This is a genomic window from Paenibacillus thalictri, assembly GCF_004307995.1.
Lineage (GTDB): Bacteria > Bacillota > Bacilli > Paenibacillales > NBRC-103111 > Paenibacillus_AF > Paenibacillus_AF thalictri.
This window is the reverse complement of the sequence record NZ_SIRE01000006.1, coordinates 214736-227195: the sequence shown is the minus strand read 5'-3', so window position 1 is coordinate 227195 and position 12460 is coordinate 214736. Positions and strand designations below refer to the sequence as shown.

The following is a 12460-nucleotide window of genomic DNA, read 5'->3' as shown; positions in this document are numbered from 1 at the left end:
GGTTTCAAATCATTGTTTGCTGAAAGGACCGGATTCTCTGCGTGGCAGGGACCGGTCTTTTTCTGCTTGAAGCTAAAGTGTTTATATCTTTTGGGGCAATCCTTGCTTGCAACATTTCATAGAGTCGTTTGCTGATGGAAGATGGATCTGCTTCAAGTGAGTTATCGTCGTGTGGTGCAAAAATATTTTGAGAAAAACGGGAAGGGGCGCCGAGGACTGGATACGCAAGGGCCGAAGCGGGCCCGCAACGCCCCGCGCATGCTCGCCGCCCGGCGCAGCTTGACGCATCGCCGCCCGAGGCTGCACGCCGTCCCCGCCAACGCAGCTTGCCGCCTGACGTATGCTGGATGCCTAGCGCTGCTTCACGTACCGCGGAAAATAATTTCTGTCATAGCGTAGCGAATTTTCCCGTCGAAGCTGATAATTGAGCTATGTTTAAGGAAGGAAAGACAATTTTGGCCGTTCTAAGTCATTTTGTTTCCTTCCGACGGAAAAAATTCTCTTTATCCTCCGCTATACCTCGAATTTGCGCCAACAGTAAAGAAATTCGCTTCTTTGGCGAAGAAAATAATCTCCTTGCGCGATGGAGAGTGCGTGCAGGGGAACAGAAGCGATATCGCCAACCGGTTGATGAGGAGTAGCGGGGCTGGCATTGGCGGCAAGGGATGAGTACGGGGCGCAATACGGCTGTTTTTCGGCAAAAGTAGTGCTGTTTCACGGGAGGAATCGACAAGATAAAAGTGGAATCATAGACTGGTAGGTGAAAAGTTGCTCAAAAGCGGGTTATAATAATGTTTATGTGCACAACCAGGTTGTGATATAATACACTAGTCGCAGGGGCTTGTATTGTTTCATAGATGATCTCTTGCACCCGTTTTTCTGGCGAAAAACTCTAAGCCCATGCTTACGAAGCCAGTTTTTCTGGCGAAAAACTCTAAGGAGTGAATGTATTGTTTAAGTTAAGCGAGATTAAAGAACTTATCAAATTGATTGACCAATCCTCATTGCAGGAGTTGGAGATTGAAAGCGAGGGTTCGCGTCTTTCCATTCGCAAGCCCAATAAAACGGAATCGGTCATTGTCGCTCCGGCGGCGGTTCAGCATTCGTTTTCTCCGGTAACGGCCCATCCTCGCGTAGAGCTGCCAGGAGCTGATTACACTCAGCCTGCTGCTCAACCTGCAGCGGTCAAACAGCCTGTAGAGGATGCTAGTTTACATAAAATCGTATCGCCGATGGTAGGCACGTTTTATCAGGCGCCGTCACCGACTGCACCTGCTTTTGTAACTAAGGGCGCTCGCGTGAACAGCAAATCCGTTGTTTGTATTGTGGAAGCTATGAAGTTGATGAACGAAATCGAAGCAGAAATCAACGGTGAAATTGTCGAAATTCTCGTTGAGAACGGCCAGTTGGTTGAATACGGCCAGCCGCTGTTTCTTGTTAAAACCGAGTAGCCAATAGTCGTTTCTGCTCACTGCGGCGGGAACGCAAACATTTTGCTTATGCTTACGAGGTGAACTTTCTCACGAAAGTTCAGCCAGCTCTTACGAAGTCAGCTTTTCCTGTCGGAAAAGCTCCGCTTATGCTTACGAGGTGAACTTTCTCACGAAAGTTCAGCCAGCTCTTACGAAGTCAGCTTTTCCTGTCGGAAAAGCTCTCAGGAGGAATCCCAGTGAAGTTTCAAAAAATATTGATCGCTAACCGCGGAGAAATTGCGGTACGCATCATTCGCGCTTGCCGCGAGCTCGGCATCTATACCGTTGCGGTATATTCCGAAGCCGACCGTGAGGCGCTTCATGTCCGTTTGGCGGACGAGGCCTATTGTATCGGCCCCTTCTTATCCAAAGACAGCTACCTCAACCTGACCAATATTATGAGCGTAGCCACCTTGACGGAAACCGACGCGATCCATCCGGGTTACGGCTTCTTGGCCGAAAACGCCGATTTCGCGGAAATCTGCGAAAGCTGCAATGTGACGTTTATCGGTCCGTCGCCCGAAGCGATCAGCAAAATGGGCGATAAGGCCGTTGCCAAGCAAACGATGAAAGACGCGGGCGTGCCGGTTATTCCCGGCTCCGACGGCCTTGTAGAAAACTTGGACGACGCCATACGTCTCGGCCGTGAGATTGGCTACCCGATTATTATAAAAGCGACTGCCGGCGGTGGCGGCAAAGGTATCCGTATCGCCGACAACGAAGACATGCTGATATCGCAAATTACGACGGCGCAGCAGGAAGCCCAGAAAGCATTCGGCAATGCAGGCGTTTATTTGGAGAAGTATTTGACGGGCATGAAGCACGTCGAAATTCAAATTTTGGCCGACAAACACGGCAACGTCGTCCATTTGGGCGAACGTGATTGCTCTGTGCAGCGCCGCCGCCAGAAGCTGGTTGAAGAAGCTCCATGTCCTATTCTGACCCCGGAAACACGCCGGCAGATGGGTGAGGCAGCTGTTCGCGCCGCTCAAGCGGTTCAATATTCCGGTGCGGGCACGCTTGAATTTTTGCTTGGACAAGACGGCCATTTCTACTTCATGGAGATGAACACACGGATCCAAGTAGAACATCCCGTTACCGAGATGATTACAGGCATCGACATTATCAAGGAAATGATCCGCGTTGCCGAAGGAGAACCGCTTTCCTTCCGTCAAGAAGACGTGCAGATTAACGGCTGGGCGATCGAATGCCGCGTAAATGCGGAAGATCCGAACCGTAATTTCATGCCGTCCGCCGGACAAATTCAATTTTATTTGCCGCCGGGTGGGTTTGGCGTACGTGTAGACAGCGCGGCTTACCCAGGGTATACGATACCTCCGCATTATGATTCGATGATTGCCAAGCTGATTGTTTGGGGTACAGACCGCAATGACGCGATCGCACGTATGAAACGGGCATTGTCCGAATTTACGGTCGAAGGCGTTCAAACAACAATTCCGTTCCATTTGAAGCTGATGGATCATCATAAATTCATTGAAGGCGATCACGATATCAAGTTCCTTGAGGAGCATGATGTTAACGATCCTAGATCATGAGATTATTTGTCAACTATTTTATATAATGGTATAATTATTGGGATAAGACATGCTCCTATCCTATGAATTCCGCTGAGGAACAGCGGCCATTCTTTCCCGCACACGGTAATTTTACGGTGAAAAACTTATTAGGAGGGCGTTTACATGAACACAGCTCTTACGGATTACGAGAAAACCGACATTGGCACTATTCAGATTGCTCCTGAGGTGATTGAAGTGATTGCCGGACTCGCTACGGTTGAGGTTCCGGGAGTTGCTGGAATGAGCGGAGGTTTTGCAGGAGGCATCGCCGAACTGCTGGGCCGCAAAAATTTGTCCAAGGGCGTGAAGGTCGAAGTCGGGCAAAGAGAGGCGGCGGTAGACGTTTCCGTCGTTATCGAATACGGCAACCGCATTCCGGAAGTGGCTGGCGGCATTCAGCAGAATGTCAAGCATGCCATCGAATCGATGACAGGGCTCACGGTCGTTCAGGTTAATGTCCACATCCATGATGTGCTTTTTAAAGCAAGCGAGAAAGTTGAAGAAGCGGAACCGGCTGCTCAGCGAGTAAGATAATGCGCCAGTCCCCCTGACCTCATGTCAGGGGGTTTGCTTTAAACCGGACTGTACGGTATCAAATCCGATCCGCAAGGAAAACGGAAGGAGACAGCTGTAGTGGTTAAAGTACTTGATAGGCTGCTGCTTTTTATCTATACATTAGCGATCATCGTCATTTCTTGCGCTGCGCTTGCGGGCGCATTCGGCTGGATTTCCGCGGAGAAGACGGCCGATTTTTTGCATAACGTTTATTATGAGAAGCGGGTAGCTTATATGTTTATTGTTTGCGCTATCGTGATTCTGCTGATCAGCTTGCGTTTTTTCTACATAGCGGTAAGACGGGCACGCACGCAGGTGCCTTCCATCGATCAAAGAACCGAATTCGGAGATATCCGCATTTCACTTGATACGGTCGAGAATTTGGCGCTTAAGGCGGCTAACCGTACCCGCGGCATTAAAGATTTGAAGGCCAGGGTGAAAGTCAGCCATTCCGGTCTGGATATCATTCTCCGGGCGGTAGTCGACGGAGAAAACATCATTCCGCAGCTGACGGAAGAAATGCAAGGAGCCGTCAAGCGGCATGTGGAAGAGATTACGGGAATTCCCGTTGCCGGCGTATCCGTGTTTGTGGCGAACGTTCAGTCGTCGTCGGCTCCGACATTTAAAAGCAGGGTGGAATAGAGGTGGATGGGCCTTATGTGGAAACAACTGTGGGAACGGCGCCCCGGAGCGGTGGCCGGTACGGCTATAGGCATTTTTTTGGGCGTCATCTATCTGTTCTTCGGTTTTTGGGACATGCTCATCTTTGCTTTTATCGCGTTTTTAGGGTATTATTTTGGAGCGAAAACAGACCGCAAAGAGCCATTATTTCCTTTTGAAGATACGAAGGATTGGCTTTCGGACCGATGGAAGATGTTCAGATAATGACATTGATTGGGTCTTTCCGTTTGGAAACGGCCCATTTTGCTGTAATTTATAGAAGAAACGAGGGTCAATGAATGAAACGCAGAGTGGCCAGAGAGCTGGCCTTGCAGGTGCTGTATCAGATGGAAATGAACGAAGTGGACTCGCATGAAGCGATCCGGATCGCAGTCGAGGAAGCTGAAAACGATAATGAGGCGAATTTGGATGTCACAGCGGAGAAAATCTCGCCGCAGTACATTAAAGAATTAGTGGAAGGCACACGTCAGCATATTTTAACGATCGACGAATTATTGCTCGAATATTTGAAGGGCTGGCAGCCGGAACGTTTGTCGAGAGTGGACAGGCAAGTGCTGCGGCTTGCGGTATACGAGATGGTGTATCGCAGCGACGTGCCTCCGAAAGTTGTCGTGAACGAGGCCATTGATCTGGCCAAACATTTTGGCACCGAAGAGTCCGGCAAGTTTGTCAACGGCGTGTTAGGGAAAATCATTAAAGAGTTGGAATCTATCAAAACCAACATGCTGCAGCAACACGAACAATAATTCATGTAATTTATATAAAAACGACGAATGTGGAGGGACTCATCGTGCCAGCGCAAATCATTAACGGAAAAGAAATCGTAAGTTCATACCGCGCCGAGATTAAGGAACAAGTTCAAGCGTTAACTTCAAGCGGTACGCAGCCTGGACTGGCGGTCGTTATCGTGGGCGAAGACCCGGCGTCTCAAGTCTATGTGCGCAATAAAGCGAAGTCTTGCGAAGAAGCGGGCATCTACTCCGAGGTACACCGTTTGCCGGTGCAAACAAGCGAAGCGGAATTGCTGCAATTGATTCGCCAGCTGAACGATAATCCGCGCATTCATGGCATTTTGGTCCAATCTCCGCTGCCGAAGCATATTTCGGAGGAACGTGTTGTTGAAGAAATCGCAGTAACCAAAGACGTGGATTGCTTTCATCCGACGAATGTCGGCAATGTGTCGATCGGCAAAGATGCACCGCTGCCTTGTACGCCGGCCGGCGTCATTCAGATTTTGAAAAAGATCAATGTCCCGATCGCCGGCAAACATGCGGTTGTGATCGGACGCAGCAATATCGTCGGTAAACCGATGGCGATGCTGCTGCTTCGGGAAAACGCAACGGTTACGATCTGCCATTCGCGCACGGCCAATCTCGAAGAAATCACACGCCAAGCGGATATTCTTGTCGCAGCCGTAGGCAAAGCGAAGCTCGTTCGCAAAGAACACGTGAAGCCAGGCGCCGTCGTCATCGACGTAGGGATGAACCGTCTGGATACGGGGAAATTGGCCGGCGACGTGGATTTCGACGATGTGCTTGATACGGCCGGATATGTAACGCCGGTTCCAGGCTGCGTCGGACCGATGACTATTACGATTTTGCTGCAAAACACGCTGGAGGCAGCCAGAAAATTTGCTGAGCGCCAAACCGCTGCGGGCGTGTAACGATGAGCGCACGCGAGAAAAACATCCTGTCTATTAAGGATTTAAACAAATATATCAAGATGCGCCTGGAAGGCGACTCCCATCTTCAAAACGTATGGATTCGCGGAGAAATCTCCAATTTCACGCACCACTCCCGCGGGCACATGTATTTTACGTTGAAGGATGCCGAAAGCAGGCTGAAATGCGTAATGTTTCAATCGCAAAATCAGCGGCTTCCTTTTATCCCTAAAGAAGGGGCGAAGGTGATTGCCTGCGGCAACGTGTCCGTATTCGAGCGGGATGGCCAATACCAGTTTTATGTCTCGCTGATGCAGCCGGACGGCATCGGCAGTCTGTATCTCGCTTTCGAGCAGCTGAAAGCGCGCCTGGAGGCGGAAGGTTTATTTTCACCGCAGCGCAAAAAAACGATTCCCCGTTTTCCGAAGGCGATTGGCGTTATTACGTCGCCGACGGGGGCGGCGGTGCGGGATATTATGATTACGCTGCAGCGGAGATACCCCGCGGCTTCCGTGCTGTTGTACCCGGTACTTGTGCAAGGGACGCAAGCGGCGCCTTCCATCGTGAAGGCGATCGAAGCGATGAATGCGCGGCGCGAGGTCGATGTGCTGATTGTCGGACGCGGAGGCGGATCGCTGGAGGAGCTGTGGGCATTTAACGAGGAGATCGTTGCCCGCAGCATTTTTGCATCCGAAATCCCGATTATTTCTGCGGTTGGTCATGAAACCGATTTTACGATCGCCGATTTTGTCGCCGATTTGCGGGCAGCGACGCCTACAGCCGCCGCCGAGCTGGCCGTGCCGCATCATCTTGAACTGCGGCAGCAGCTTGGTTATATGCAGCAAAGTCTGCAAGCGGCGCTTTTCAGACAGGTTCAGAAAAAGAAAGACAAGCTGAATGTGCTGAGGCGTTCGCCTTATCTGATGTATCCAAAACGCCAGCTGGCACAGCCGGCTGAGCGGCTCGACCGGTTGACGGAGCAGCTTGCTTACAAAATAAAATCGCGCCTGAATAAAGCCGGCGATAAGCTTGTCCGATTGGAGAAAGGGCTGGCTGCCTTTAATCCGAAAACGCAAGCTGTGTTTGCGCGTCAGCGTCTGACCGCATCGCGGCGCCAGCTGGAGCAGTCGATGCAGATGATAACCAGGCGCAGCAAGCAGGAATGGCTGTCGCATGTACGACAGCTGGATGCGCTCAGCCCGCTTAAAGTCATGCAGCGCGGCTACAGCCTCGTATATGATGAGAAAGAAAAGCGGATTATTAATTCAATCAATCAGGTTCAAATTGGGGATATGTTAAAATTACGGCTTAAGGACGGCAGTGTAGACGCCCACGTCTGGTCGATGGAGGAGAAACCGGATGACAACAAATCAGGAACCGACGCTTAGCTTTGAGCAGGCGATGGAGAAGCTGGAGCAGATTGTAACCCAGCTGGAAAATGGGGACGTTCCGTTGGAGAAAGCAATCGAGCTGTTTCAGGAAGGCATGAAGCTGTCGCAGTTGTGCGGCCAAAAGCTGGAGCAGGTAGAGCGCAAAATCGAAGTGCTGCTGGAGGATGAAGGCAGCCTGACCAAGAAACCGTTTAACCCGGATGGCGAGAAAGGTGAAGCACGTTGAACAACGATTTGAACATTCAACAATATATCGAGCACTACGCGCACTTGGTGGAACAAGAGTTGCCTGAAGCTTTTCCTTCCGAGTGGTACATTCCCGATCCGTTAAAACAATCGATGCTGTATTCGTTGATGGCTGGCGGCAAGAGGCTGCGCCCGATTCTGCTTATATCCGCTGCCGAAGCGCTTGGCGGCAATGCGGAAGCAGCCTTGAAGATGAGCTGCGCAGTAGAGATGATCCACACCTATTCGTTGATCCACGACGATTTGCCGGCGATGGATAACGATGATTACCGCAGGGGAAAACTAACAAATCATAAAGTATTTGGCGAAGCGCTGGCCATTTTGGCCGGTGACGGGCTGCTTACCCACGCCTTTCATTCCATTGCTCAAGTGGCGCGAGAATTTCGCCTTGATGCGGAGCAGGCGTTGTCGATCGTTGAGGAGTTATCCGCATTTTCCGGAGCAAGAGGCATGGTAGGCGGACAAGCCGCCGATATTCAGGGCGAGCAAGGTTTAACTCAGCTGTCGGAGCTTGAATATATTCATGTTCGCAAAACAAGCGATCTGATCGTATTCAGCTTGCGTGCCGGCGGACGTATCGCCGGGGCGAACGAGCGCCAATTGGCCGCGCTGGAAACATTCGGGCATCACATCGGGCTCGCTTTTCAGATACAAGACGATATTTTGGATCTAATCGGCGATGAACATAAATTGGGCAAGCCGGTCAAAAGCGACGAAAAGCAGCACAAGGTGACGTATCCTTACTTTATCGGAATTGACGAGTCCCGGCGGAAGATGCTTGAGCTGACCGAGGCGGGGAAAGAGGCGATCAGAACCGAGATCCCCGACCCGAGACGGCTGCTGCAAATCGCCGATTATTTGCTGCTGCGCGACCACTAGCGGTAAGAGCGATCGAGGTCTTTTCGATGTATTCCATTGAGGTGCATGGCATCGCATGGTATAATAACGATGTTTAACATACGTGAACCGCGAATTTGGGTACAGTTCGCTCTATGAAATGAGTTCATTCATCGAAAGGCTGTTCATCTTACGGATCTCCGGCTTGCATCGCATGGTTTACAGCGCAATAAAGCACATACATCAATACGGAAAGAGGGGAATCAAACGTGCTGCTCGATCAAATCAATCAGCCGGATGACCTGAAGAAGCTTTCGGTGGAACAACTAGGGCAGTTGGCGGAAGAATCCCGGCAATTTCTCATCAAAAATCTTTCCGTCACAGGCGGCCATCTCTCATCCAATTTGGGGGTCGTCGAGTTGACGATCGCTCTTCATTACTTATTCAACAGCCCTGAAGACAAGTTTATTTTTGATGTGGGTCATCAATCGTACGTTCATAAGATGTATACCGGACGCATGGAGCGTTTTCAAACGCTGCGTAAATATAAAGGCATGAGCGGATTTATTAAACGGTCGGAAAGCGAACATGATGTCTGGGAAGCCGGGCACAGCAGCACCTCCTTATCGGCAGCGATGGGCATGGCCGCTGGACGCGATTTGCGGGGCGAGAATAACCGCGTGATCGCGATTATCGGCGATGGCGCGTTAACCGGCGGCATGGCATTCGAAGCGCTGAACCACATCGGCCATGATAAGAAAAAGCTGATGGTCATCTTAAACGATAATGAAATGTCGATCGCTCCCAATGTCGGTGCGCTTCATAATTATCTCGGGAAAATCCGGTCTGACAAACATTATGTGAAGGCCAAGGAAGAACTCGAATTTTTACTTAAGAAAATTCCCGCCGTGGGCAATACGCTTGCCAAAACGGTGGATAAAATAAGAGAAAGCCTTAAATATTTGCTTGTATCGGGCGTTTTGTTCGAAGAGCTCGGACTCACTTATTTGGGACCGGTCGACGGCCACAATATTCCGCTGCTGCTGGATACGTTAAAGCAAGCGGATAAGGTGAACGGACCGGTGCTTGTTCATGTCATTACGCTGAAAGGCAAAGGGTATTCGCCTGCCGAAGAAGATTCTTATGCATGGCACGGAGCAAGCCCGTACAAAATCGAATCCGGCAAAATGGTGAAATCGGCGGGTCCGCCCATGTACACCGAGGTGTTCGGCAGCACGTTAATCGAGCTGGCCGAGCAGGATCCACGGGTTGTAGCCATTACGCCGGCTATGCCCGGAGGATCGGGATTGATGAAATTCGCAGAGCAGTTCCCGGGCCGGATGTTCGACGTCGGTATTGCGGAGCAGCATGCGGCTACGTTCTGCGCAGGACTCGCCTGCGAGCGGGTGAAGCCGGTGTTCGCCGTGTATTCGACCTTTTTGCAAAGGGCATACGATCAGGTTGTACACGACATTTGCCGTCCCAACTTAAATGTTGCTTTTGCGATCGACCGTGCGGGTTTTGTCGGTCCTGACGGCGAGACGCATCAGGGTGTTTACGATATTCCGTTTTTGCGCAGCTTGCCGAATATGGTATTGATGATGCCGAAGGATGAAAATGAACTGCGGCATATGCTGAAAACGGCGGTTGAATACAATGACGGTCCGATTGCGGTCCGTTACCCGAGAATTAACGGCATTGGCGTGCCGATGGACGATCAGCTCGCACCGATTCCCATCGGCTCGTGGGAAGTGCATCGTGAAGGCGAAGGCATCGCCGTATTAGCCGTCGGACCTATGGTGCAAGTTGCGGAAGAGGCGGCCGAGCTGCTTGCCAAGGAAGGGCTCCATATCCGCATCATCAATGCGCGCTTCATTAAGCCGTTGGACGAAAACATGCTGCTGCAGCTCGCTTCCGAGCGAACCAAGCTGATTACGATGGAAGAAGGCGCCGTGCTTGGCGGCTTCGGAAGTTCCGTGCTGGAATTTTATTCCTTGCATGGCATCACTGACATGAATGTCCGGCTGCTTGGCATCGGCGATTACTTTGTCGAGCATGGCTCGGTTAAAGAGCAGCGGCAGGAAGTCGGTTTAACGGCTGAGCGGCTTATGACGGAAGTGCGGGCTTTGCTGCCGCGGAAGCGCCAAAGGGCATAAATGATAACAGGAGAATGTACAGGTGGCGTCAGATAAAGAACGTCTTGACATATTGCTCGTAGAGCAAGGTTATTTTGAATCCAGGGAAAAAGCGAAAAGCTCGATTATGGCGGGGCTTGTATTTGTCGATGAGGAACGTATCGATAAGGCGGGCACCAAAATCCCGCGTACAGCAAAGCTGCTTGTAAAAGGTGCCGTTCATCCGTATGTCAGCCGCGGAGGTTTGAAGCTGAAGAAAGCGCTCGATACGTTTTCGATTGCGCTGACCGGGGCGGTCATGCTTGATATCGGCTCATCGACCGGCGGTTTTACCGACTGTGCGCTGCAGCACGGTGCAGCTTACGTTTATGCGATTGATGTCGGCTACAACCAGCTGGACTGGTCGATCCGCAGCGATCCGCGGGTCAATGTGATGGAACGGGTCAATTTTCGCTACATGAAGCCGGAGGAGCTCAACGGTCCTCAGCCCACTTTTGCGACCATCGACGTTTCGTTTATTTCGCTGAAGCTGATTCTTCCCCCGCTCAAAGCCATGTTAGGCGAGGACGGGGAAGTGGTTGCGCTGATTAAGCCGCAATTCGAGGCCGGCCGCGAGCAGGTAGGCAAATCCGGAGTGGTGCGGGAGCCTGCCGTACATCGACAGGTGCTGGATTCCGTGTTGTCCTTTGCGAGGGAAACCGGTTTTTTCCTAAAAGGCTTGACCTTTTCGCCAATTAAGGGCGGAGAAGGCAACGTCGAATTTTTGGCTTATTTAACTTGCGGACGCGAAGATGAACAAATAACGCCCGAGCAAGAGGGCGAACGGATTCAACAAGTGGTGCTGCAGGCTCAGACGATGGAGAAGAACTCATCATAAGTGATGGGTTTTTTTGTTCGCGAAAAAGGATATTGCCGGCCGATCCTCGAATAATAAGGGGAGAATTGAGGTGATCGCTTGCGAAGCGGAGACGGATTTGTCATATTGCTCATTTTGATCGGATTTGCCGCCTGGCTGTTTGTCAGATCAAAAAGCTGGGTACACGACAAAGTTCAGAATATCACGCCGGAAATTCCCGTCGACGAGGCGGTGCCGGAAGATGATGTAGTGCGCCTGCTCGTTGAAGCCGGGTACGAAGTGCTCTCCGGCAAGAAGCGGATCCCCATTCATATTACGTTAAATGAGACGGAACAGCTGCAAAGCCGTTTGTTTATCGATTATTTTGCACAAAAAGAAGACGATGTATTTATTGTGAAGTTGGCCCGCGACAGAAAACCGATGGATATGACCGGAAGCGGCATCCGCGATGCATTGTTATGTTACCAGCTGCTTTATCCGCAATCCTCAGGAATTTTATATGTGGAACCTGACACCCAATCCATACGCACCATTACGTTTGAAACGGAAGTTTAAGGCCGTATACTATTAACAACCATACAGGGGGTACCTCATGAAGGGCCAACGTCATATTAAAATTCGCGAACTGATTACCAATATGGAAATCGAAACTCAAGACGAACTTGTCGAGCAGCTTCGCTCGGCAGGTTTTCACGTCACTCAAGCGACGATCTCTCGGGATATCAAGGAGCTTCATTTGATTAAGGTCCCGCTGGACGACGGAAGATACAAATACTCCGTACCAGCGGAGCAACGTTTTAATCCGCTGCTGCGTCTCAAACGGGCGTTAAACGACCATTTCGTACATATTGACCATACCGATAACTTGGTCGTATTAAAGAGCCTTCCGGGTACTGCGAGCGCTATAGCGGCGCTGATCGACAGTTTGGAATGGGTGGAGATTATGGGCACCATATCCGGCGACGATACCATCTTGATTATATGCCGGACGAAAGAGCAAAGCGGTGACGTCGTCAATCAAATATTGTCGATGTTAAGTTAAAAATAAAG

Annotated in this window: 14 protein-coding genes; all 14 read left to right on the top strand. The window is 50.8% G+C overall.

The window, feature by feature from the left end; genetic code table 11:
* The first annotated feature begins 950 nt into the window (after positions 1-950).
* The 14 genes from accB (at position 951) to ahrC (ending at position 12452) form a co-directional block, all read left to right on the top strand.
* Positions 951-1451 (top strand): acetyl-CoA carboxylase biotin carboxyl carrier protein, encoded by a 501-nt coding sequence (gene accB, locus EYB31_RS09800; protein ID WP_131013124.1) that lies wholly within the window; start codon positions 951-953, stop codon positions 1449-1451.
* Positions 1452-1669: 218 nt separating this feature from the next.
* A complete protein-coding gene (gene accC, locus EYB31_RS09795; protein WP_131013123.1) occupies positions 1670-3028 on the top strand; it encodes an acetyl-CoA carboxylase biotin carboxylase subunit in 1359 nt (452 codons plus the stop codon).
* Between the two features lie 144 nt (positions 3029-3172).
* Positions 3173-3583, top strand: a complete 411-nt coding sequence (locus EYB31_RS09790; RefSeq protein ID WP_131013122.1) for an Asp23/Gls24 family envelope stress response protein — start codon at positions 3173-3175, stop codon at positions 3581-3583.
* A 99-nt stretch (positions 3584-3682) separates the two neighbouring features.
* A complete protein-coding gene (amaP, locus tag EYB31_RS09785) occupies positions 3683-4246 on the top strand; it encodes an alkaline shock response membrane anchor protein AmaP (protein ID WP_131013121.1) in 564 nt (187 codons plus the stop codon).
* A 15-nt stretch (positions 4247-4261) separates the two neighbouring features.
* On the top strand, positions 4262-4489 hold the full coding sequence (locus tag EYB31_RS09780; protein WP_131013120.1) for a DUF2273 domain-containing protein: 228 nt from the start codon (positions 4262-4264) through the stop codon (positions 4487-4489).
* A 74-nt stretch (positions 4490-4563) separates the two neighbouring features.
* A complete protein-coding gene (nusB, locus tag EYB31_RS09775) occupies positions 4564-5031 on the top strand; it encodes a transcription antitermination factor NusB (RefSeq protein ID WP_131013119.1) in 468 nt (155 codons plus the stop codon).
* A gap of 44 nt (positions 5032-5075) precedes the next feature.
* Positions 5076-5948 (top strand): bifunctional methylenetetrahydrofolate dehydrogenase/methenyltetrahydrofolate cyclohydrolase FolD, encoded by an 873-nt coding sequence (gene folD / locus EYB31_RS09770; RefSeq protein ID WP_131013118.1) that lies wholly within the window; start codon positions 5076-5078, stop codon positions 5946-5948.
* Between the two features lie 2 nt (positions 5949-5950).
* Positions 5951-7333, top strand: a complete 1383-nt coding sequence (xseA, locus tag EYB31_RS09765; RefSeq protein ID WP_131013117.1) for an exodeoxyribonuclease VII large subunit — start codon at positions 5951-5953, stop codon at positions 7331-7333.
* Entirely contained in the window at positions 7305-7562 is a 258-nt protein-coding gene (gene xseB / locus EYB31_RS09760; protein ID WP_131013116.1) for an exodeoxyribonuclease VII small subunit, read from the top strand. The genes xseA and xseB overlap by 29 nt, the downstream gene beginning before the upstream one ends.
* Positions 7559-8461, top strand: a complete 903-nt coding sequence (locus EYB31_RS09755; protein ID WP_131013115.1) for a polyprenyl synthetase family protein — start codon at positions 7559-7561, stop codon at positions 8459-8461. Before xseB ends, EYB31_RS09755 begins: the two co-directional genes overlap by 4 nt.
* 227 nt (positions 8462-8688) lie before the next feature.
* Positions 8689-10575 carry a 1-deoxy-D-xylulose-5-phosphate synthase gene (gene dxs, locus EYB31_RS09750; RefSeq protein ID WP_131013114.1) on the top strand — a complete coding sequence of 629 codons (1887 nt, stop codon included), beginning with the start codon at positions 8689-8691 and terminating at the stop codon, positions 10573-10575.
* Positions 10576-10597: 22 nt separating this feature from the next.
* A complete protein-coding gene (locus tag EYB31_RS09745) occupies positions 10598-11431 on the top strand; it encodes a TlyA family RNA methyltransferase (protein ID WP_131013113.1) in 834 nt (277 codons plus the stop codon).
* A 78-nt stretch (positions 11432-11509) separates the two neighbouring features.
* Complete coding sequence (locus tag EYB31_RS09740; RefSeq protein ID WP_131013112.1) at positions 11510-11965, top strand: hypothetical protein; 456 nt, start codon at positions 11510-11512, stop codon at positions 11963-11965.
* A gap of 37 nt (positions 11966-12002) precedes the next feature.
* A complete protein-coding gene (gene ahrC / locus EYB31_RS09735) occupies positions 12003-12452 on the top strand; it encodes a transcriptional regulator AhrC/ArgR (protein ID WP_131013111.1) in 450 nt (149 codons plus the stop codon).
* The last annotated feature ends 8 nt before the right edge of the window (positions 12453-12460 follow it).